This is a genomic window from Neochlamydia sp. S13, from assembly GCF_000648235.2.
Taxonomy (GTDB): domain Bacteria; phylum Chlamydiota; class Chlamydiia; order Chlamydiales; family Parachlamydiaceae; genus Neochlamydia.
Genome location: NZ_AP017977.1, coordinates 2,024,099 through 2,046,043, shown reverse-complemented (window position 1 = coordinate 2,046,043; position 21,945 = coordinate 2,024,099). Strand labels below are relative to the sequence as shown.

Sequence of the window (21,945 nt, the reverse complement as noted above, 5' to 3'; positions counted from 1 at the left end):
GCTAGAGAGAAAAAAAGGTTTTAAGACAATAAGGTCAAACACCAGGCTTTAAAATAATTAATAAGGAAAAGTGAAGGATAGAGAAAGAGGCAGGCCGGCGAAAGCATACCAGTAAAACCTTCACATGCAAGCTTATTACTTTACGAGAGATTTCCTTATTGAGGCAAGGTAGAAAAAGAATCTAAAGTTAGACTGAAATAGATAAATAAAAACAAGCCTTTAAAATAGCTATAAATTTATGCTTTTAAAGCGTCTTGATTTTACAATCTTTTCTAAAAGTATCTAGATAAATAGATAAAAAAAGATTAAAACAGTTTCTAATTTCTCTCTTCTCTCAGAAAAAAAATTAGGATTTGATTACCTTGCTTTGGTTTCTTGACAAAGCAAGTAAAGCTAATTTTTATAAAAAATAAAGGGTTAGAGCTACCAAGGCATGCCTTGACCTAAGAAGAAAAAGATGCTTAAAGAAATTTAATTTTAGCCTCTTATTTGCATGCGGAACGGTTTGCGTAGTTAGTGTCTATCCATTTTAGATAAGCGCCCGATTGAACATTTTCAATCCATAGAGGATGATTGATGTACCATAGGATAGTTTCCTTAATGCCTTGAGAGAAGTTGTGATCAGGATGCCAGCCGATTTCTTTCTTAATTTTGGAGCAATCAATGGCATAACGGAAGTCATGCCCGGGGCGATCTTGCACGTATTCAATGAGCTTAATATAAGGCTCTTGATTAACCTGCTTGATCTCGGCAAAAATTTTGATGATTTCATGGATGAGATCAATGTTGCGCCACTCTTCTTCACCTCCGATATTGTAAGTTTCTCCTGAATTTCCTTTTTCCAGTAACATCCACAGCGCTTTGGCATGATCTTCCACATACAACCAGTCACGTACGTTAGTACCTTGCCCATAAACAGGTATAAGTTTTTTTCTTAGACAATTAATGATGGTCAGAGGAATAAGTTTTTCAGGAAAATGATAAGGGCCGTAATTATTGCTGCAATTAGAGATGCAAGTAGATAGGTGGTAAGTTTTTCCATAAGCACGTACGAGATGATCGGAAGAAGCTTTTGAAGCAGAATAAGGAGAATTAGGTGCATAGGGGGTTGATTCTGTAAAAAAGCCTTCATTTCCCAAGCATCCATAGACCTCGTCGGTAGAAACATGATGGAAATGGATGTGAGGGAGCCTACGGATAACTTCTAAAAGGTGAAAGGTACCTAATACATTGGTCTCAATAAACTCTTTAGGCCCATGAATACTACGATCGACATGACTTTCGGCTGCAAAATGAATGATAGTATCAATAGCATATTCTCGGCACAGATGTTCAATAAAGACTTCATTCTTTATATCACCTTGATGAAAAAGATAGCGCGGATCGTTTTCTACTTCTTTTAAATTTTGAGGATTACCAGCATAGGTTAATAAATCAAAATTAAGACATAATCCTTTAAAGTGAGGGACATTTTTAAGAAGATAACGAATAAAGGCAGAGCCAATAAAACCTGAACCTCCTGTCACAAGAATATTACTAACCTTTCTTTTTATTTTCATACAAGACCTTTTAAAATATTATTTTCCTTTTCAGCAATGTCTAGCAGGTATTGGCCATATCCGCTTTTACCTAGTTTTTCTCCCAAAGCATAAAGTTGCTCAAGGGAAATAAATTTTTGATGGTAGGCAATTTCCTCAAGCGCAGCAATACAGTAGCCCTGTCGCTCTTCAATCACTTGTACAAATTGACTTGCTTGCATCAAGCTTTCATAGGTTCCTGCATCTAGCCAAGCGAAGCCTCTGCCCATGACATTTAAGGAAACTTGACCTTTTTCCATATAGACACGATTAATATCCGTAATTTCTAATTCGCCTCTTGCAGAGGGTTTTAAAGTTTGAGCAATTTTTACCACTTGATTGTCATAGAAATAGAGGCCGGTGACAGCAATATTAGATTTTGGCTGGGTAGGCTTTTCTTCTAAAGAGATGACTAGGCCTTTTTCATTTATTTCCGCCACTCCATACCGTTCGGGAGATTTGACTTCATATCCAAAGAGAGTAGCGCCAAGTGTTTTTGACAAAGCTTTTTCTAGCAAAGGCCCTAGATGGTTGCCGTAGAAGATATTATCCCCCAAGATTAAGCAGACAGCATCGCTGCCAATGAAGTCTTGGCCAATAATAAATGCTTCAGCAAGACCGTTCGGCTTAGCTTGTACAGCATAACTTAGAGATAAGCCGTATTGTGAGCCATCACCCAAGAGCCTTTTAAATAAAAATTGTTCTTCAGCCGTCGTGATGATAAGAATATCTTGGATATGAGCTAACATGAGAATAGAGAGGGGATAATAGATCATGGGTTTGTTATAGACAGGAAGTAACTGTTTAGAAACCCCTAGGGTTAGAGGATGCAAACGTGTGCCGCTGCCACCTGCTAAAATAATACCTTTCATTGTTTTATGCCTTGCAAGGTAAGGATTTGTGAAAATATCTTAAGATTTTAAAGGATGTTATGAATGTTGCAGGAATTTGTCAATTTTTTTGAACACCAGCTTTTTTTAAGAGCTAAACATCTAGAGGGACAGCAAAAAAAGCTTCAGCTTATCAGTTGATAAAGGATTTTGCACCTAAGCTGTTTAAGGTTAAACGATTGCTAATTAATTATAGCGGTTTCTCCAGGTTAATCTTGCAAGAGAATTCGGTTTGCACAATAATTTTGCCATCCAGCAAAATCTACTCATGGGTAAAGTATGTTATTAGATGACTATGAAGAATTCACAGAAAGCCAACGTAAAATTTTGGAACGTTACGTGACCAACACGAGTGGTCATATTTTTGTCCTTCGTAATCTTCCGGAAGTCATCAAGGGAGCCTTGTTTTCACGCTACTCTCGTTCTACTTTAGGCCTTCGTTCGCTGTTACTCAAAGAATTTATCTCCAATGAAGAAGAATCGGGGTTTTTGACGATTGCCGGAGCAGATAAGGAACATTCAGAGCAGGATAACGACCAGTCTTTAGCTATCAAAAAAGCACAAAATTTTTATGATCGCATTTTGGATGGATATGGAGATGACTCGATAGGAGAGTTAGGAGGAGCTCACATAGCCATTGAAAATGTTTCTATGCTATCGGCTAAGTTTATTGAAGACTGTCGCATAGGGGGTTCTCCTCTGGAGAAATCTACACGCTACATTTATTTTGATCAAAAAGTTAAGGGAGAGTATCTTTTTTATCGTGAGCCCATCTTGATGACTTCTGCTTATCGAGATATCTATGTAAGCACTTGCAATATGCTTTTTGAAACTTACTCTAAGCTTATCCCGCCTCTAACTCAATTGTTTGAGGAAAAGTTTCCTTATCAACCCACTGCTTCAAAGACGGCCTATACAGCGGCTTTAAGAGCTAAGGTACTAGATTGCTTGAGAGGTTTGTTACCTGCAGGAACCTTGACTAATATGGGGATCTTTGGCAATGGACGTTTTTATGAGCAGATGATCCATAAGCTCCATTGTAATAATCTAGCTGAAATGCAAGGTATTGGGAAAAGAATGGGTGATGAATTATCTAAGGTAATTCCTTCTTTTGTTCGTAGAGCTGAACCTACCCACAAGACCCATGAAAACTTTTGTAGATTTTTTGAAGCTATGCAAACAGATCTTCAGGTGGTTGCAAATCTTAATGTAGGATATCCTGAGAAAAGTAGTGAGCCAGGCGTTCGTCTCATAGGGGATGATCAGGATGCCGTAATTAAAGTAGCGGCTGCCTTGTTATTTTCGCATAGCAATAAGAGTTTAGTGGATCTGTGGAATCATTGCCTGGGATTACCAGAAGAAGAGTTAATTCGCATTCTAGACGCTGGCTGCAACGCACGCGAAAATCGACGCCATAAATCTCCTCGTGCTCTTGAACATGCTAATTTTACTTTCGAATTTATTACCGATTTTGGTGCTTATCGTGACCTCCACCGTCATCGTCTACTTACGCAAGAACGCCAGTTGCTAGGCTGTGATTATGGCTACTATATCCCTCCTGAAATTTCAGGGACTTCTTTCGAAGAAGATTACACGATGGCAATGCATAAAGCTAAAGACGCTTACCAGGCAATCGCCACGGAATTTCCTGAAGAAGCCCAGTATGTAGTTCCTATGGCTTATAATGTAAGATGGTATTTTCAGATTAACTTGCGCGCCCTACAATGGATGTGTGAGCTACGTTCTGCTGCTGCAGGTCATCCTACCTATCGTTTTATTGCTCAAAGTATGGCTCGTCAAGTTTGTGAGAAATTTCCTGCTTTTGAGCGTTTCTTTAAGTTCGTCGATTATGAAGGATATGACATGGGACGGATGGGCCAGGAACAGCGAAGGGTGGAAAAGCATCATTTCAAACAAAGGGCTTAGAAAAGGGTTTTAAAGAATTGAAAACCAGATAATTAAGTGAGAGCAATTTCCAATTTAGAGCTTGTTTTTTAAGTTAAGGCGTCTCTCTTACCTACTTTTGTTATAAGCATTTGCATAAAATATAGGTCCTGACAAGGGGACTATCTTTACGTTAAAGTGTATAATTTTTGAAGAGTTTATTAAAATCTCCTAGAGCCTCCTAGCTGTTAAAAATTCCTTTGTATAAACTCTAAGCTTTTTAATTTTAAAGGAGTTCTATATCTCTCTAGGCTTGATCTTCATTTTTATCTTCTCAATAATAAAACTAGAGTGGTAGCATGCTAAAAATTTACTACGCTAAACCTTATGACTATTCTATTTTATTTTTCTAGATTTTTACCCTTCTTTTGGTGACAATAAACCACCTGCATAATTTTTTCTAACTATTTGCCTTTTTATTAATCACCAAGCTTTTAATTCGTTTTTTGGAAAATACATGGATAATCAAACGTTTGCTTCTCAAGGGAGTATTTTAGGTGCTATTTTATTAGTGGCCGGTTGTTGTATTGGCGCTGGGATGTTAGGCCTGCCTGTCTTATCTGCTCAAGCAGGTTTTAAGCCTTCAGTGATCATGTTTATTATCTGTTGGATCTTTATGTTGTCTACAGGGTTATTGTTGTTAGAGGCTAACCTTTGGTTTAAAGAAGATATTAATGTGGTATCTTTAGCCGATCGAACACTAGGAAAGATGGGTAAAGCGGTGGGCTGGATAGTTTTTCTCTTTCTTTTTTACTCTCTGATGGTAGCTTATGTGTCAGGCAGTGGCGCGCTATTTGCTGATTTTTTTGATCTGTTTTTCGCTATTCATCTTCCCAGGTGGGTAGGGGGACTCATCATGAGCGCGCTATTCGGTTTTATGATTTATAATGGAACAGGCACAGTCGACAAATTTAATCGTTTGCTTATGTGCGGACTCATTCTTACCTATCTTTTAATCGTCTGTATAGGCAGTTCTCATATAGATCAAAAGCTTTTGAAACACCACGATTGGTCAGCAGCTTTTTTTGTTATTCCTGCTATGATTGTCTCTTTTGGATTTCATAATCTGGTCCCCAGTTTAACCCAGTATTTAGGAAGGGATAGCCGACGCTTGTGCATAGCATTGGCAATGGGTAGCTTTATTCCTTTGATTATTTATTTAGCATGGCAGAGGCTTATTCTAGGTATTGTGCCTTTAGAAGGCGAAGATAGCTTAAGAGTAGCGTGCAGCGAAGGGCAGATGGCTACCCAAGCTTTAAAAATAGTAGTAGGTGCTTCATGGGTTGTGGATATTGCTCAATTTTTTGCTTTTTTTGCTATTGTCACTTCGTTTCTAGGAGTTTCCTTAAGTTTTGTCGATTTTTTAGCAGATGGTTTTAAAATCCCGAAAAGAAGTGGAGGGAAAATCACTTTATGTAGTCTAGCTCTGTTGCCACCTTATCTTTTCTCGCTTATTCATCCTGGCGTATTTTTAACAGCTCTCAACTATGCAGGCGGATTTGGAGCTGTCATTATCTTTGGCATCTTACCAGCGTTGATGGTGTGGTCAGGGCGTTATCATAAAAACTTTAAAGGACCTCAATTTATAGCTGGAGGAAAACCTATACTTTTGCTGATCATTTTGTGTTCGGTAAGCATTATTATTTTACAATTATATCAGACGATAACCTCTTAACGATGGAAAAGTGAGATGCTTAAAAGTCAGTATAAGCTTATAGGAGGAATACTTCTCGTAGCTGGAACAACTATAGGAGCAGGGATGCTAGCTCTTCCTGTAATTACAGGCTTTGCAGGCTTTTTTCCTTCAATTTTTCTCCTCGCGCTTTTTTGGATGTACATGACCTATACAGCGCTTTTGCTAGTCGAGGTTAACCTGGCGATGGGGAGTCAGGTAAATATCATTTCTATGGCCAAGCAAACTCTAGGTCGTCCAGGAGAATGGATTGGATGGGTGACTTACCTGTTTTTGCTCTATTCTCTAACTACAGCTTATCTTGCAGGAAGCGGCCCTATCATTATAGATTGCATAAAACTTTTAACAGGTTACTCTTTACCTATGTGGTTAGGAACGGTCTGTTTATTAATCATTTTCAGCTGCTTTTTACATCGAGGCACCCGTTCGGTAGATTATCTTAATCGTTTATTGATGGCAGGGCTAGCCATTGCGTATGTGATGATGGTTCTATTTCTCGCTCCCTATGTAGATATCAGTTTATTAAAACATGTGGATCCTAAGTACTTATTAATTTCGGTAGCGATCGTGGCTACCTCTTTCGGCTTTCACATTATTATTCCTAGCCTTATCCACTATTTGGAAAGAAATACTACCCATGTAAAAGTAGCTATTTGGGTAGGAGGATTGATTCCTTTTATTGTTTATCTCCTCTGGGAACTATTAACATTGGGTATTATCCCTTTAAAAGGAGCCTATGGGTTAAAAGATGGCTATGAAAATGGTTTTAATGGTGCCTATCTGCTATCGATAGTTTTAGGAAATCCCCATCTTGCCTTATTGGCACGTTGCTTTTCTTTCTTTGCCATAGTCACTAGCTTCTTAGGAGTCTCTTTAAGCCTCTTTGATTGCCTTAAAGATTCCTTAAGGATAGAAAAAACAAAAAAAGGGCAAGCAGTTTTATTTGCTTGTACATTTATTCCCCCGTTAGTTTTTGCTTTATCCGGCCCGCGTATCTTTTTGGTCGCTTTAGAATATGCCGGTGCTTTTGGGGTGGTGATTTTATTAGGATTATTTCCGCCTCTGATGGCATGGTCTAAGCGCTATAGGCTGTTATGGCCCTCTTCTTATCAAGTGGGTGGGGGAAAAGAAGGGTTAATAGGGGCCATAATTTTTTCTTTGCTAGTCATTTTAGTAGAGCTGGCTAATCAAATAGGATTAATAAAAATCGAAATGAATTTTTAAAGGATAATAGGTATGTCTCAAAGCGCTAAGAAAAGAATCCTTACTGGCGATCGTCCGACAGGTCTTTTACATTTAGGCCATTATGTAGGTTCACTAAAAAATCGAGTAGCTTATCAAGAGCACTATGAATGTTATCTGATTATCGCAGATCTCCATATGTTAACGACTAAGCCAACCAAAGAAGATATTCTAAAGATGCGCGAGCATCTTAAAGAGATGGTCTTAGATTACTTAGCTTGTGGTATCGATCCTGCTAAAACTACTATTTATCTGCAATCAGCTACCCCAGCTGTTTATGAGATGAATCTTATTTTTGAAATGATGGTCTCTTTAAATCGTCTGATAGGCTTACCTAGCTTAAAGGAAATGGCCCGGAATGCCCATATGGATCCCGAGAGTGTGCCCTTTGGGTTGGTAGGATATCCTGTTCTACAAACTGCCGATATTCTCATGCCTCGTGCCCATGTAGTGCCCGTGGGGAAAGATAATGAAGCTCATGTTGAGCTGGCAAGAGACATAGCTCGTAGATTCAATCAATTGTATGGTGAAGTTTTTCCTATGCCTGAAGCTTCTATTAGTGATGTACCCACCTTAGTAGGCATTGATAATAAAGGAAAGATGAGCAAATCTGCAGGCAATTGCATCTTTTTGTCAGATGATAAAAAGGCCGTAGAGAAAAAGGTAAAAAGCATGTATACCGATCCCCATAGAATTCATGCTCATCAACCCGGGACCGTGGAAGGAAATCCTGTCTTTACTTTTCATGAAGTTTTCAATCCAGATAAAAGCGAAGTTGAAGATTTAAAAAAACGTTATCGTGAAGGCAAGGTAGGCGACGTAGAAGTAAAAGAAAAATTAGCTGTAGCTTTAAACCTTTTCTTAGAGCCTCTACGGGAGCGACGCCAACATTTTGCTGAGGAGAAGGGTTTGATCGAAGAGATTATTTATGAAGGGACTCAGAAAATGATCGAGGTTTCTAATGCTACTGTAAAAGAAATGCGTAGTGCGATGGGATTAATGGGCAATTGGAATAAAATTTCTCGCATAGCTCGTGAGCGTCGTGAGAAAGTTGCCTCTCAATCATTGTATTCTTAAAATCTTCTGTTTTTGTAAGCTTTAAAACTTAAGATTGGTAATTTAAAGAAGAAATTTATGTCTTTCTCAGCTGCCTCTCTTACTGAAGGGCCTAGTTTTATAAGAGTATGATTGCCTAAAAGGGCGCCTTAAAAGCCCATGATCAGTTCTTTACTTTGTCGAATTAGGTAATGAAGACGCAAACCTTTTCAGTTAAAGCCAAAAATGCTTTTCTATTTCAGTGGGCATGCTTTTCAGCCTATTTTCTTTTAACTTAAGATTTAACCTGATTAGATAGCTAGCCTATATCTTAAGGAAGGATATTGAGCTGCTGATTGTCAAGGTTCGCAGCTTGATAAGCTATGCTCTAGCTCTGTAGATAGACGAGGCTGATTTCTACTAAATAATTTCTTAATATAATATCTTTACCGTTTAGTATCTTTAATGGCCTATGAAGTGACTTTTTTTAAGCTAAAGTGCTTTCTTCGAATAGGAATGTAAGAGGGCTATTATCTCTTACTTCCATGCGAAACTTAAAATAAGGTTTTAGAGCAAATTTAGCAAGAAATGAAAATATGCTTTCTGGCATTCAGAAAAAATGTTATACTTAAATTTTCCTTAAACTTACTATCTACAATTATTTATGTTTAAACTAGTGACTGATTATGAGCCTTGTGGAGATCAACCTCAAGCTATAGAAAAGCTGAGTGAAGGCGTTCTGCAGGAACGCAAAACGCAAGTTTTGTTAGGCATCACAGGGTCGGGTAAAACATTTACGATTGCTAATGTGATTGCTAGGACCCAGCGACCTGCTTTAATTATTGCTCATAATAAAACTTTAGCAGCGCAGCTTTATCAAGAGTTTAAGACCTTTTTTCCCCATAATGCTGTAGAATATTTTGTCTCCTACTATGATTACTATCAGCCGGAAGCTTATATAGCTCGTACAGATACTTATATTGAAAAAGATATGGCTATCAATGATCGCATAGATAAATTGCGATTAAGTGCTACACGCTCTCTTTTAGAAAGGCGCGATGTTATCATTGTGGCCTCCGTTTCTTGCATTTATGGCTTAGGTTCGCCCGAGTATTATCGCGAAATGAATCTTACCTTAGAAACAGGTCAAACGCGTCGTCGTGATGAGATTCTTCTACATCTGGTAGAAATGCAATACAAACGCAATGATATGGACTTTTCGCGGGCTACTTTTCGTGTTAGAGGAGATGTGTTGGATATTTTTCCTGCCTATGAAGAGGAGCGGGCAGTACGTATAGAGTTTTTTGGGGATGAGATCGAACAGATTAGCGAGATAGATCCTTTATTAGGTAAAGTGCGACATCGTCTTGAGAAAATTACTATTTATCCTAGTTCTCACCACGTCACTCCCGAAGAAGTTCGTTTGCATGCTCTTGAAACGATTAAGGCCGAATTAGAAGAACGTGCCAGCTATTATGAAAAAGAAAAAAAATATATTGAGCATCAAAGGATTGTAGAGCGTACACGCTATGATCTAGAAATGATTAAAGAGATTGGCTTTTGTAAGGGTATTGAAAATTATTCACGCCATTTTAGTAAGCGTAATCCTGGCGATCCGCCTCCATGTCTCATCGATTATTTTCCCCATGATTATCTAATGATCATTGATGAATCTCATCAAACTGTGCCGCAGCTACGTGCCATGTGTAATGGAGATCGTGCGCGCAAAGAAACGTTGGTCAACTTTGGCTTTCGTCTTCCTTCTGCTTTTGACAACAGACCTTTGCAATTTGAAGAAACTTATAAGCGTATTCATCAGGTGATCTATGTTTCCGCGACCCCTAGTCCCTGGGAAGTTGCTGAGGCTAGCGGCGAAGTGATTGAGCAAGTGATTCGCCCCACCGGCTTACTTGACCCGGAGATTGAAGTGCGGCCGGCAGAGGGGCAAGTAGATGATTGCTTAGCAGAGATACATCAGCATACGAGCAAGGGCGGCCGTGTGCTTGTTACCACTTTGACTAAACGTCTATCTGAGGAACTAAGTAAATATCTTAACGAGCTGGGCGTACATACTAAATACTTGCACTCTGATATTGATACGATTGAGCGAATGCAGATCATCCGCGATTTACGGGCTGGAGTATTTGATGTGTTAGTCGGGATTAACTTATTGCGGGAAGGTTTAGATATTCCAGAGGTTTCCTTAGTGTGCATATTGGACGCCGATAAAGAAGGCTTCCTACGTAGCGAAACGGCGTTAATTCAAACTTGTGGCAGAGCCGCTCGCAATAGTGAAGGACGCGTCATTATGTATGCTGACAAAAAGACCAAAGCGATTCAAGAGGCGTTAAGAATTACCCAAGAACGTCGCGCTATCCAACAAAAATATAATGCAGAACATGGGATTACTCCACGGACTGTCCATCGGGAAATTTCGCCTTTGGTAGAAGAGGTAGAGGAAGAGTCTAAAAAAAGAAAAAAAACTTTAAAAGTTGCCGAATCCCAGCATGAATATCTCACCTTGGAAGAGGTGCGGGCTAAAATAAAAATGTTAGAAGTAGCTATGAAACGAGCAGCTAAAACGATGCAGTTTGAAGAAGCTGCAGAGCTACGTGACCAAATGCGTAGATATCAGCAGATGGAAATAGATCTTGCCTAAACTTCTTTTTGATTCTATTGCTTGAAGGAATGATATTATTTATCAAGTCTAACCCTAGGTTCTATCGTTTCCAAAGCTGAAAATACAAGAATCTGGCCTTCTTCCGCAGTAAATTACTCCCCTAAAAATATTAAAAAATAAAGCTACTCTATAAGATGATAGGCTTGCTGGCAGCTATAGCTCACGCTATGCAGCCTCCTTACAAAATCAAATTTATAAGCTTGCTTAATACGTACCAAATAGGCTTCACTCAGGATTAAAAGATAAAATCCATGCTAAAGGCAAAGCCCACCTTCCAGGTTGCCTTTTATGCTGAATCTAATGGTAATGAACCTGTTAGGAAATGTTTAAAAATCCCTAGACGAAGAAACACGTCTCATGAGTGGGAGTGACGTTAAAAAAGTTCAATTTAGATGGCTTTTAGGCCTTCCACTAGTTCGAAATCTCGGTGATAAGCTGTGGGAAGTTAGAAGCTCGATACCCCATGGAATTGCCAGAATAATTTTTATAATATCAACAAACAAAATGGTACTTTTGCACGGATTTATTAAAAAAACTCAAAAAATTCCTTCACTGGATTTCAAACTTGCTAAAGAAAGGATTAAAAATTATGAGAAAAAAGACAGTTAGAAAAAACAAACATTTAGGGTCTGATTTTAATGATTTTCTTCGAGAAGAAGGAGTTCTAGAAGAATGCGAAGAAGTTGCCGCCAAATATGCATTTGTCATGCAGTTAGAAGACGAAATAAAAAAACAGAATTTGACAAAGGAAGAATTTGCCAAACGAATGAAAACAAGCCGCTCTGCTCTTAATAGATGACTAGACCCGACTCGGCCTTCAAATCTAAATTCTTTTGTTAATGCTGCTTTAGCAATTGGAAGGCATGTTAGGGTTAACCTCGTATAGAGCAAGGACGCATAAGGGGAGTCAGGAAACTGTTGGAAACAGTGAACAAGTCCCGTTTTTTTCAGTAAGGTCTTCTGCGAATGCGCATTTAGTAAGCTCAGCTTGAAGACTAACAGAGTCTGTCGATGTCTGGAGAGCCTGTCAATTTTTCTGTGTAAATTAGCCAGGGAAAGTGCATGAAGATTTTATTTACCATTTAGCTGTCCTAGATAGCACTTGAACTGACAGACATGAGTTACCTGGCAGATACTATTTCTGTCAGTTGTAACTTATCTAACATCTTTTCTTGCGCAAGATGTTTTGCATCTAAGAATGTTTGTAAAGGCGTCTTGCCAAAACAATACTTTCCTGTATATGTTCTTTCGTTATTATTGTCAAGCGACACCAACAATTGCCCCCCAGCCATAGCAAAATTTGACCCTTCCTCCACTAAAATTGGAGAGTGTAAAAACTATGCAAGAATACAATTGTTCCCTGGATAATTTAAATCCTCAAGGGGAACTTATGAAACAACAAGAAGATGTGGAGTGTATGCTAACCTTGCATACACTTGGATGGGGCCACAAACGTATTGCTAAGGAACTTGGTATCAGTAAAAACACTGTGAAAAAATACCTGAAACAAAAAGGCTGGGTTCCTTATAAAAGTCCAAAACGAAAAAAAGTTACCTCTGGACTTGAAGATCGAATAAAGGAATACTTTTTTATTCATAGAGGAAATGCAGACGTAGTTCGGCAAGAACTTCTAAAAAACCATTCTCGCTATATTTCTCTTCGCACTATTGAACGAGCGGTAAAACCTTTTAGAGATGAGCTACAGGTAAAAGCTCAAGCCACCCTGAGATTTGAAACACCACCAGGAAAACAACTACAAATTGATTTTGGTTCCACTCGCCTATACATTCAAGATAAACTCACTCAAGTCTTCTTGTTTGTTGCCACCCTTGGTTTTTCAAGAAGAATTTACGTTAAGCCTTTTTTACATGAACAACAATCGTCTTGGTTTAAAGGAATAGAGGAAGCCTTTTTCTATTTTGGCGGTACTACCGAAGAGGTGCTTGTAGATAATGCTAAAAGTTTAATAACTAAACATTATGCGCTTACTAGAGAAGTCCAATTTAATGAGCGTTTTACTGCTTTTGCAAATTACTGGAGATTTTGTCCTAAAGCCTGCGCTCCTTATCGTGCCAGAACAAAGGGTAAGGATGAGAGAGCTATAGGGTATGTTAAACGCAATGCTATCGCAGGGCACAAGTTCGCTAGCTGGGAATCTCTCGAAAGTCATTTAGAGCATTGGATGCACAATATTTCTGATCAAAGGCTCCACGGTACTACGCGTAAAATACCATTGGAAGTATTTGAAGAGATGGAAAAAGATGCTCTTCGCCCTTTAAAGGGAAAACCACCCTTCCTGCAGATTCGAGAACTTGACCGAATCGTTCATAAGGATGCTTGTGTGGAGATCGATACGAATAGATATAGTGTTCCTTGGAAGATAATTAAGGAACGGGTCTTTGTTCAGCTAATAGAAAATGAGGTTCGCATCTTCTATAAGCAAACTGAAATTGCTCGTCATGTAGAATGCAAAGGAAAATATCAAAATATTCTTAATCCCGAACATCTTAAAGGAATTGTAGGAACCTTTCGGCCAAAAGAGCATGAAGAGATTAAGTGTGTAGAAAATTTAAATTTTATGGATGCGGAGTTATCTAGACCTCTTGCGGACTACGAAAGGTTAGTAGGAGGTAGCTGGTCATGATAATAGAACAAAACAGGCTTGATTCCATGCTGACTCGGCTAAAGCTTTTAGCGATCAGAGATAGCTTAGATTATTTGCTCGATCAAGCTATTGAGCAAAAATTGACACTCAGAGAAAGTTTACAATTGCTTGTTGAACATGAATTATCCTGTAAAGAGGAACAACGGATTAAAATGGCGATAAAGATTGCAAAATTTCCATGTGTTAGGACATTAGAGAATTTTGAGTTTGAGAGCCAGCCAACCCTGGATAGTAGGCAAATCAAAGAACTTTCTGCTTGTCGTTGGATTGCCCATGGGGAAGCCGTGTTATTTTTGGGGCCTCCAGGTGTGGGGAAAACCCATCTTGCTATTGCATTAGGTAGAGAGGCCATTCTTAAGGGTTATTCAACATTATTCATTTCAGCAACGGCTCTTCTTACTCGGCTTTCGAATGCTCATAAAAAAGGGCAATTAGAAGAAGAGTTATGCCAGGTAAGTAAGCCTAAGCTCTTAATTGTTGATGAACTTGGCTATTTGCCTTTTGAAGCCGATGCAGCTCATTTGTTTTTTCAGCTCGTTTCCAGACGTTATGAAAAAGGCAGCATGCTCATCACAAGCAACCGATCAGTAGGAGAATGGGGCACAGTTTTTGGAGATAGTGTAGTAGCAACAGCAATATTAGATCGTCTTCTTCATCACAGTCAGGTGGTTACCATTCGTGGAGAAAGTTATAGACTGCGCGAAAAAATGCGTTCGGGACTTGTAAAACGTGGCGAGTCAACGAACGAGAAAAAATAAAACTAGGAGGAGGGTCAGATTTTGCTATGGCTGGGGGTCAATTGTTGGTGTCGCCGGCCAGAGGTGGGGGTCAAAAGTTCATGTCGCCAGGGGGTCAATTTGTCATGTCGCTTGACAATTATACTCCTTCATCCATTTATCCACAGATTGTGCAACAATTTTTCTGTAAAATCTGAGATCTTTTTCTTTTAACCTATTTTTTTAAGGTGTTTTGCCCCTTTTTAGATTGTTTGCGTCAATTTTAATGAGCCCCCCTTCATTGGGGTGAGGGGGCACGATTAAAATTGACACTCACAATCTTAAGAGGCAAAAATATTGTTTATCTTTTTTGTTCTCACTATCTTATCTTCAAGTATACTTTATCACTCATCCAATCCTCATGGATTTCCTGAAGTACTACTGTAACAAATCTTTCGCATGATTCTTCATTTGGAAATACTCTTACTACTCTTGTGCGTCTCTTAATCTCCTGATTTAATCTCTCCATTATATTACTCGATGATATACTTTTTTATTCTTGACAGTTAGGCAACTTTTCTTGATGACTCAAAAGTTACATTTTCTTGTACTGCATTTAAATGTTTACGAGAAGGCCTTAAAACAAAGATTTCATCTAGCGTCTTTTCGAAATCACGGAAGAGTTCTTTTGAATTTTCATGCTCAACAATTTCTCTTATAACTTGACATAAAGCATCCACTCTAGACTTTTCTACTAGGCTCCCCAAGGTTGCTAAAGGGAGTTTGTTCTTAATGAAATTTGTTTGAGACAAATGAAAAAGAAAGCAGTGGTCAAACAGCAGGCTTAGAATCAAAGGTCGCTCTGATCCCTCAACGCCGCACTGTTTGGCCAAACTGCAAAACCCACAATGACTACTCCAATCCTCAATAAAAACCTCTACTAACCATCTTAAAGTATATCCTTGCATCACATCTTTCATATTCCATGAAAGATTTGCAGCCATAAGATAGCGATACTCATTTTCGCCCTCATATTTAAGGGCTATTACAAATCGTTTTTTGTGGTGAGAAGGAACATACAATCTTGCTCCCCCGGCTTGCACCACATTTTTTTTATCACCGCGAATGAAAATTTCCTGATTCCAGCCTTTGTAGGCTTCAAAGAATTCTTGGCACGAGAGAGATTTTTTACCCCGCATGACTTTTTGATTCTTTCTAAGCTGAGTAATGATTTGCACTCCAGGCCAAATACCTTCTACTCCATCTACAAACAAGCCGTTGCCGTAAAGAGCATCAGCCAGTACACAAGTGACCTTAAAAGCAGGAAATTCACAAGCAAAATTTTTAAGTAATTGTAAAGCTAATGTATACTTTTTTGGATATTCTAATGACCTTTTAGGCTCTTTGGGACGGTCTTTTTTTAAAATTCCCAACTTTTTTAGCTTCCTCACTTCCTGTTGCCATCTTGTGAGTACGGGATCGGGAGAATAAAAGGCAAAGGAGACGGGAATGCAAAATTTTTTAGTCACTAGCTGAAGAAATATTATATTTTGACCACAAAAATAACCACTTGTTTTTTTATCCCGGATTTTATGTAAATGATGCAATTTCTCAGCATTTTTTGATCGACTGTGATCTTTATCATCGATAATAAGAACCCCTTCTGTGATGCCATGTTTATGCAGGACCGCGCGAACACTACAAATTAGCAGCCTATTCCAAGCAATCTTAGCACGTCTAAACATGGCCGATAAAGCCATCTTTTTATAACTTTTAAGCCCAGCCCTTTCAAATTTTGCCCAACAGATTGAATTAGTAACTAATATTCCCATCAAACAAAAGGCTAGCCAACACCATTGAATTTTGGATAAATTATTATGAGGATTTTCTTGCTTGAGAGCCACTTCAAGTTGATTTAAATATTCTTTAATAAAGGGAAGCGGTTGGGAAAACATAGACGAAAAATTATTTTTAATGAGTTGATAAGGTATAACAATATTTTATTAAAAATTAGTCAACAAGAAAAAAGTACATCATCGAGTATTAGAAGTTCGAATTTTTACGTGATGATGGAAAGAAAATTGAAAAAATGTCAGCCCCTCCTCTACATTGTTTTCAAGCCACTCTACAAACTTAGGATAAGTGACGCGGCAATTTTGGTTTGGCTAAAAGAATGAGATTGATTCTTTGCCTTATTTGAGAAAAACGGCTCTTTTTGGCGCAATGTTTTAATTCTTCTACCGCTTCTACAGGCAGACTGGTGAGCTGGTTTTGATTTAAGTGCGGATTACTTGCTTAAAGATAAGACGGCTAAAAGTTTTTTATTTCATTTTAGCCCACCCACATTTAAAAAGTACTTACGGCTATTCTACAATCGAAAACGCTGCCTTATTTTTTCGGCGATATCTTTCAAAGGATTTTCCGCTAATTCAAGCTTGGTAAGCTGAGACAGCTGCCCAATTTCTGCAGGCAGGCTGGTGAGCTGGTTGTGATTTAAGTAAAGCTGTTGCAGCTGAGACAATTGCCCGATTTCTGCAGGAAGACTGGTGAGCTGGTTTTGATTTAAGTAAAGCACTTGCAGCTGAGACAGCCGCCCTATTTCTGCAGGAAGGCTGGTGAGCTTGTTTTGATTTAAGTTAAGCCTTTGCAGCTGAGACAGTTGTCCGATTCCTGCAGGAAGGCTGGTGAGCTGGTTTTGATTTAAGCCAAGCCATTGCAGCTGAGACAGTTGTCCGATTCCTGCAGGAAGGCTGGTGAGCTGGTTTTGATTTAAGCTAAGCCATTGCAGCTGAGACAGTTGTCCGATTCCTGCAGGAAGGCTGGTGAGCTGGCTTTGACTTAAGTAAAGCGCTTGGAGCTCAGACAACTGCCCGATTTCTTCAGGCAGGCTGGTGAGTTGGTTTTGATTTAATTCAAGCCTTTGCAGCTTAGGCAGCTGCCCAATTTCTGTAGGCAGAGCGGTGAGCTGGTTTTGATTTAAGTTAAGCGTTTGCAGCTGAGACAATTGACCTATTTCTGCAGGCAGAGCGGTGAGCTGGTTTTGATTTAAGTGAAGCACTCGTAGTTGAGACAGCTGCCCAATTTCTGTAGGAAGACTGGTGAGCTGGTTGCGGCTTAAATCAAGCGTTTGCAGCTGAGATAACTGGCATATTTCTGTAGGCAGAGTGGTGAGCTGGTTTTGATTTAACTCAAGCGCTTGCAGCTGAGACAATTGACCTATTTCTGCAGGCAGAGCGGTGAGCTGGTTTTGATTTAACTCAAGCGCTTGCAGCTGAGAGAGCTGCCCAATTTCTGTAGGCAGAGCGGTGAGTTGGTTTTGATTTAAGTAAAGTGTTTGCAGCTGAGACAGCCGCCCGATTTCTGCAGGAAGGCTGGTGAGCTGGCTTTGATTTAACTCAAGCCTTTGCAGCTGAGACAATTGACCTATTTCTGCAGGAAGACTGGCGAGCTGGCTTTGATTTAAGTAAAGCCATTTCATCTGAGACAGCTGGCCGATTTCTGCAGGCAGAGCGGTGAGCTGGTTTTGATTTAATTTAAGCGTTTGCAGCTCAGACAGCTGCCCGATTTCTGCAGGAAGGCTGGTGAGCTGGTTTTGATTTAAGCTAAGCCATTGCAGCTGAGACAGTTGTCCGATTCCTGCAGGAAGGCTGGTGAGCTGGCTTTGACTTAAGTAAAGCGCTTGGAGCTCAGACAACTGCCCGATTTCTGCAGGAAGGCTGGTGAGCTGGTTTTGATCTAAGTAAAGCCATTGCAGTTGAGACAATTGCCCGATTTCTGCAGGCAGGCTGGTGAGTTGGTTTTGATTTAATTCAAGCCTTTGCAGCTTAGGCAGCTGCCCAATTTCTGTAGGCAGAGCGGTGAGCTGGTTTTGATTTAAGCCAAGCCATTGCAGCTGAGACAGTTGTCCGATTCCTGCAGGAAGGCTGGTGAGCTGGCTTTGACTTAAGTAAAGCGCTTGGAGCTCAGACAACTGCCCGATTTCTTCAGGCAGGCTGGTGAGCTGGTTTTGATCTAAGTAAAGCCATTGCAGTTGAGACAATTGCCCGATTTCTGCAGGCAGGCTGGTGAGCTGGTTTTGATCTAAAAAAAGCCTTTCTAGCTGAGACAGCTGCCCGATTTCTGCAGGAAGACTGGTAAGCTGGTTTTCACTTAAGTCAAGCTCTTGCAGCTGAGATAGATGCCCGATTTCTGCAGGCAGAACGATGAGCTGGTTTTGATTTAAGAAAAGCTTTTGCAGCTGAGATAACTGGCCTATTTCTGGAGGTAAATAAGCCAAGCCTGTTCCAGATAAATTTAGCGAAGTTAAGTTTTTACAATTTTCTGCAATCCAATCTCTAAGAAGCTCTCCTTTTTTTTCTAAAGGCAAGTGCTTAATTTCTTCTCGGCTCAAGTATTCTTCCCCGCCAGGAAGTTTTTTCCAAAGTAGAAGGCGATTAATATTTACAAGATAGGAAGAGTAATTAGCCAGCGTTAAGCCTCTTTTTTCTTCTGTTTTCCATTTAAATTCCAAAGGAGAAAAAGACTTGGCTAAAGTAAAGATTTGCCTAAAGATTGCATTTACCTTTGCTGCTTCAGAAAGCTTTTCTTCTAGCTTATAAATCCTATCTACAATAAGAGCCTGCTCCTTAACATTTCCTTGAGGAACATGCACTTTACCTATTTGCTTATAAAGAGGGGGCATGACTTCAGAAGCCAGCAGATGATGCCATCTTTTACAGACGCTAAATAAGGAAGGAACTACGCAAGCCTCTAAGATAGGGAGCAGCAATTCATTGGGCAAGCATTCCATAGATGTCGAAGAGATAGGATGCATTTTATTTCCTTGGGTAATAATAACTTTCTCGGCATTTTCATTTTTAAAAACAATATAAAAAAAATTAAAAAAGCAAGTCAAACGAATTCGTATCCTTTCAATGAAAACAAATCACAGATAATCTATCCCGCTTTTTTTTCAGATAGATTCACGGAAAGGGGGGAGACCTTCTAAGCATTCAGGAGCAACCACAGGTCTTGGCGATTAAGTGACGCGGCAATTTTGGTTTGGCTAAAAGAATGAGATTGATTCTTTTCCTTATTTGAGAAAAACGGCTCTTTTTGGCGCAGTGTTTTAATTCTTCTACCGTATGATGGAATACAATACGCCTAGCTTCTTCCTGTCAAGAAAGGTTGTCCTCCCAGCCATAAACACTCTGCAGAAAAAGAGAGAAGCTCCTTGTCGTTATAAATGTGTAGGTTATTTTAAGCTTGCTTAGTTACCGGAATGAAAAACTGATTGCTTCTTTAAAGATAAGATGGCTAAAAGTTTTTTATTTCATTTTAGCTCATCCCCATTTAAAAAGTATTTAAGACTATTTTACAATTGGAAACGCTGCCTCATTTTTTCTGCAATATCCTTCAAAGGATTTTCCTCTAATTTAAGCTCTTGCAGCTGAGACAATTGACCTATTTCTACAGGAAGGCTGGTGAGCTGGTTTTGATTTAATTTAAGCGTTTGCAGCTCAGACAGCTGCCCGATTTCTGTAGGCAGGCTAGTGAGCTGGTTTTGATTTAAGTAAAGCCCTTGTAGTTGAAACAGTTGCCCAATTTCTGCAGGTAGGCGGTCGAGCTTGTTTTGCTTTAAGTAAAGCACCCCTAGTTGAGACAGCTGCCCGATTTCTGTAGGCAGATTGGTGAGCTGGTTTTGGCTTAAGTAAAGCCCTTGTAGTTGAAACAGTTGCCCAATTTCTGTAGGTAGAGCGGTGAGTTGGTTATGATTTAATTCAAGCCATTGCAGCTTAGACAGCCGCCCAATCTCTATAGGTAGAGCGGTGAGCTGGTTTTGGCTTAAGTAAAGCCCTTGTAGTTGAAACAGTTGCCCAATTTCTGTAGGCAGGCGGTCGAGCTGGTTTTGGCTTAAGTCAAGCGTTTGCAGCTGAGACAATTGACCTATTTCTGCAGGAAGGCGGTCGAGCTTGTTTTGCTTTAAGTAAAGCACCCCTAGTTGAGACAGCTGCCCGATTTCTGTAGGCAGATTGGTGAGCTGGTTTTGGCTTAAGTAAAGCCCTTGTAGTTGAAACAGTTGCCCAATTTCTGTAGGCAGGCGGTCGAGCTGGTTTTGGCTTAAGTTAAGCGTTTGCAGCTGAGACAATTGACCTATTTCTGCAGGAAGGCGGTCGAGCTTGTTTTGCTTTAAGTAAAGCACCCCTAGTTGAGACAGCTGCCCGATTTCTGTAGGCAGATTGGTGAGCTGGTTTTGATTTAATTCAAGCCTTTGCAGCTGAGACAGTTGTCCGACTTTTATAGGCAGAGCGGTGAGCTGGTTTCGATTTAAGTCAAGCCTTTCCAGCTGGGACAGCCGCCCAATTTCTGCAGGCAAAGCGGTGAGCTGGTTTTGATTTAAGGAGACGTATTGCAGCTGAGATAACTGGCATATTTCTGCAGGCAGAGCGGTGAGCTGGTTTTCATTTAAGTCAAGCCTTCGCAGCTGAGAGAGCTGCCCAATTTCTGTAGGCAGAGCGGTGAGCTGGTTTTCATTTAAGTAAAGCCGTTCCAACTGAGATAATTGGCCTATTTCTACAGGAAGGCTGGTGAGCTGGTTTTGACTTAAGTCAAGATATTGCAACTGAGACAATTGGCCTATTTCTGAGGGTAAATAAAACAAGCCTGCTCTAGATAAATCCAAAGCGGGGATGTTTTTACAATTTTCTTTAATCCAATCTCTAAGAAGCTCTCCTTTTTTCTCTAGAGGCAAGTGCTTAATTTCTTCTCGGCTCAAGAATTCTTCCCCACCAGGAAGTCTTTCCCAAAGTAAAAGGCGATTAATATTTACAAGATAGGAAGAGTAATTAGCCAGCGTTAAGCCTCTTTTTTCTTCTGTTTTTTCTTTGAATTCTAAAGGAGAAAAAGACTTGGCTAAAGTAAAGATTTGCCTAAAGATTGCATTTACCTTTGCTGTTTCAGAAAGCTTTTCTTCTAGCTTATAAATCCTATCTACAATAAGAGCCTGCTCCTTAACATTTCCTTGAGGAACATGCACTTTACCTATTTGCTTATAAAGAGGGGGCATGACTTCAGAAGCCAGCAGATGATGCCATCTTTTACAGACGCTAAATAAGGAAGGAACTACGCAAGCCTCTAAGATAGGGAGTAGCAATTCATTGGGCAAGCTTTCAATAGATGCCGAAGAGATAGGATGCATTTTATTTTCCTTGGGTAGTAATAACTTTTTCAGCATTATCATTTTTTAAAGACAATATAAAAAATTAAAAAAGCAAGTCAAACGAATTCGTATCCTTCTCGATGAAAAACTACTCACAAATGATCTAACAGCGCTTCTTTTTCAGATAGTTCCAAGGAAAGGGGGTAGATCTTCCAAGCATTTAGGAGCAGCCACAGGTTTTGAGGATTAAGTGATGCGGCAATTTTGGTTTGGCTAAAAAAATGAAATTGATTCGTTGTATTTGAGATAAAACGGTTCTTTTTGGTGCCTTGTTTTAATTCTTCTACCGAATGATGGAATACAAT

General features: G+C 39.6%; 16 protein-coding genes. 9 read left to right on the top strand and 7 right to left on the bottom strand.

The window, feature by feature from the left end; translation table 11 throughout:
• Positions 1-485: 485 nt before the first annotated feature.
• Positions 486-1,559, bottom strand: coding sequence for a dTDP-glucose 4,6-dehydratase (gene rfbB / locus TY21_RS07915; RefSeq protein ID WP_042240798.1), 1,074 nt, complete (start codon positions 1,557-1,559; stop codon positions 486-488).
• A complete protein-coding gene (gene rfbA, locus TY21_RS07910) occupies positions 1,556-2,449 on the bottom strand; it encodes a glucose-1-phosphate thymidylyltransferase RfbA (RefSeq protein ID WP_042240801.1) in 894 nt (297 codons plus the stop codon). Before rfbA ends, rfbB begins: the two co-directional genes overlap by 4 nt.
• A gap of 297 nt (positions 2,450-2,746) precedes the next feature.
• Between rfbA and TY21_RS07905 the strand changes: the two genes are divergently transcribed.
• The 7 genes from TY21_RS07905 to TY21_RS07875 all read left to right on the top strand — a co-directional run bounded on the left by TY21_RS07905 (position 2,747) and on the right by TY21_RS07875 (position 11,860).
• Positions 2,747-4,393 (top strand): FAD-dependent thymidylate synthase, encoded by a 1,647-nt coding sequence (locus TY21_RS07905; protein ID WP_039386934.1) that lies wholly within the window; start codon positions 2,747-2,749, stop codon positions 4,391-4,393.
• Between the two features lie 475 nt (positions 4,394-4,868).
• Entirely contained in the window at positions 4,869-6,086 is a 1,218-nt protein-coding gene (locus tag TY21_RS07900; protein ID WP_042240804.1) for an amino acid permease, read from the top strand.
• 15 nt (positions 6,087-6,101) lie between these two features.
• Positions 6,102-7,328, top strand: a complete 1,227-nt coding sequence (locus TY21_RS07895) for an amino acid permease (protein WP_042240807.1) — start codon at positions 6,102-6,104, stop codon at positions 7,326-7,328.
• A gap of 12 nt (positions 7,329-7,340) precedes the next feature.
• Entirely contained in the window at positions 7,341-8,423 is a 1,083-nt protein-coding gene (trpS, locus tag TY21_RS07890; RefSeq protein ID WP_042240810.1) for a tryptophan--tRNA ligase, read from the top strand.
• Between the two features lie 622 nt (positions 8,424-9,045).
• Positions 9,046-11,040, top strand: coding sequence for an excinuclease ABC subunit UvrB (uvrB, locus tag TY21_RS07885; protein ID WP_042240813.1), 1,995 nt, complete (start codon positions 9,046-9,048; stop codon positions 11,038-11,040).
• A 378-nt stretch (positions 11,041-11,418) separates the two neighbouring features.
• Positions 11,419-11,670, top strand: a complete 252-nt coding sequence (locus tag TY21_RS11915) for a type II toxin-antitoxin system RelE/ParE family toxin (RefSeq protein ID WP_042240816.1) — start codon at positions 11,419-11,421, stop codon at positions 11,668-11,670.
• A complete protein-coding gene (locus TY21_RS07875; protein ID WP_079979900.1) occupies positions 11,651-11,860 on the top strand; it encodes a hypothetical protein in 210 nt (69 codons plus the stop codon). Before TY21_RS11915 ends, TY21_RS07875 begins: the two co-directional genes overlap by 20 nt.
• 322 nt (positions 11,861-12,182) lie before the next feature.
• On the opposite strand, the gene TY21_RS11075 is transcribed toward TY21_RS07875, so the two are convergent.
• The gene (locus tag TY21_RS11075) at positions 12,183-12,353 is read right to left on the bottom strand and encodes a hypothetical protein (RefSeq protein WP_158623053.1); all 171 of its coding nucleotides are present in this window, start codon (positions 12,351-12,353) and stop codon (positions 12,183-12,185) included.
• Between the two features lie 98 nt (positions 12,354-12,451).
• Between TY21_RS11075 and istA the strand changes: the two genes are divergently transcribed.
• Complete coding sequence (gene istA / locus TY21_RS07870) at positions 12,452-13,705, top strand: IS21 family transposase (RefSeq protein ID WP_197725038.1); 1,254 nt, start codon at positions 12,452-12,454, stop codon at positions 13,703-13,705.
• Positions 13,702-14,484 carry an IS21-like element helper ATPase IstB gene (gene istB, locus TY21_RS07865; protein WP_174232795.1) on the top strand — a complete coding sequence of 261 codons (783 nt, stop codon included), beginning with the start codon at positions 13,702-13,704 and terminating at the stop codon, positions 14,482-14,484. Before istA ends, istB begins: the two co-directional genes overlap by 4 nt.
• Before the next feature lie 337 nt (positions 14,485-14,821).
• On the opposite strand, the gene TY21_RS11910 is transcribed toward istB, so the two are convergent.
• The 4 genes from TY21_RS11910 to TY21_RS07840 all read right to left on the bottom strand — a co-directional run bounded on the left by TY21_RS11910 (position 14,822) and on the right by TY21_RS07840 (position 21,619).
• Positions 14,822-14,989: a transposase gene (locus tag TY21_RS11910; RefSeq protein ID WP_368668653.1), complete on the bottom strand. Its 168-nt coding sequence runs from the start codon at positions 14,987-14,989 to the stop codon at positions 14,822-14,824.
• Positions 14,990-15,008: 19 nt separating this feature from the next.
• Positions 15,009-16,397: a transposase gene (locus TY21_RS07855; protein WP_130589569.1), complete on the bottom strand. Its 1,389-nt coding sequence runs from the start codon at positions 16,395-16,397 to the stop codon at positions 15,009-15,011.
• 413 nt (positions 16,398-16,810) lie between these two features.
• Positions 16,811-19,255 carry a leucine-rich repeat domain-containing protein gene (locus TY21_RS07845; RefSeq protein WP_130589636.1) on the bottom strand — a complete coding sequence of 815 codons (2,445 nt, stop codon included), beginning with the start codon at positions 19,253-19,255 and terminating at the stop codon, positions 16,811-16,813.
• Positions 19,256-19,795: 540 nt separating this feature from the next.
• Entirely contained in the window at positions 19,796-21,619 is a 1,824-nt protein-coding gene (locus TY21_RS07840) for a leucine-rich repeat domain-containing protein (RefSeq protein ID WP_158623052.1), read from the bottom strand.
• Positions 21,620-21,945: the final 326 nt, after the last annotated feature.

Bases quoted from the DNA above. Each gene is read 5' to 3' on its own strand.
- rfbB (WP_042240798.1), bottom strand. From the start codon at position 1,559: ATGAAAATAAAAAGAAAGGTTAGTAATATTCTTGTGACAGGAGGTTCA.
- rfbA (WP_042240801.1), bottom strand. From the start codon at position 2,449: ATGAAAGGTATTATTTTAGCAGGTGGCAGCGGCACACGTTTGCATCCT.
- TY21_RS07905 (WP_039386934.1), top strand. From the start codon at position 2,747: ATGTTATTAGATGACTATGAAGAATTCACAGAAAGCCAACGTAAAATT.
- TY21_RS07900 (WP_042240804.1), top strand. From the start codon at position 4,869: ATGGATAATCAAACGTTTGCTTCTCAAGGGAGTATTTTAGGTGCTATT.
- TY21_RS07895 (WP_042240807.1), top strand. From the start codon at position 6,102: ATGCTTAAAAGTCAGTATAAGCTTATAGGAGGAATACTTCTCGTAGCT.
- trpS (WP_042240810.1), top strand. From the start codon at position 7,341: ATGTCTCAAAGCGCTAAGAAAAGAATCCTTACTGGCGATCGTCCGACA.
- uvrB (WP_042240813.1), top strand. From the start codon at position 9,046: ATGTTTAAACTAGTGACTGATTATGAGCCTTGTGGAGATCAACCTCAA.
- TY21_RS11915 (WP_042240816.1), top strand. From the start codon at position 11,419: ATGAGTGGGAGTGACGTTAAAAAAGTTCAATTTAGATGGCTTTTAGGC.
- TY21_RS07875 (WP_079979900.1), top strand. From the start codon at position 11,651: ATGAGAAAAAAGACAGTTAGAAAAAACAAACATTTAGGGTCTGATTTT.
- TY21_RS11075 (WP_158623053.1), bottom strand. From the start codon at position 12,353: ATGGCTGGGGGGCAATTGTTGGTGTCGCTTGACAATAATAACGAAAGA.
- istA (WP_197725038.1), top strand. From the start codon at position 12,452: ATGAAACAACAAGAAGATGTGGAGTGTATGCTAACCTTGCATACACTT.
- istB (WP_174232795.1), top strand. From the start codon at position 13,702: ATGATAATAGAACAAAACAGGCTTGATTCCATGCTGACTCGGCTAAAG.
- TY21_RS07855 (WP_130589569.1), bottom strand. From the start codon at position 16,397: ATGTTTTCCCAACCGCTTCCCTTTATTAAAGAATATTTAAATCAACTT.
- TY21_RS07845 (WP_130589636.1), bottom strand. From the start codon at position 19,255: ATGCATCCTATCTCTTCGACATCTATGGAATGCTTGCCCAATGAATTG.
- TY21_RS07840 (WP_158623052.1), bottom strand. From the start codon at position 21,619: ATGCATCCTATCTCTTCGGCATCTATTGAAAGCTTGCCCAATGAATTG.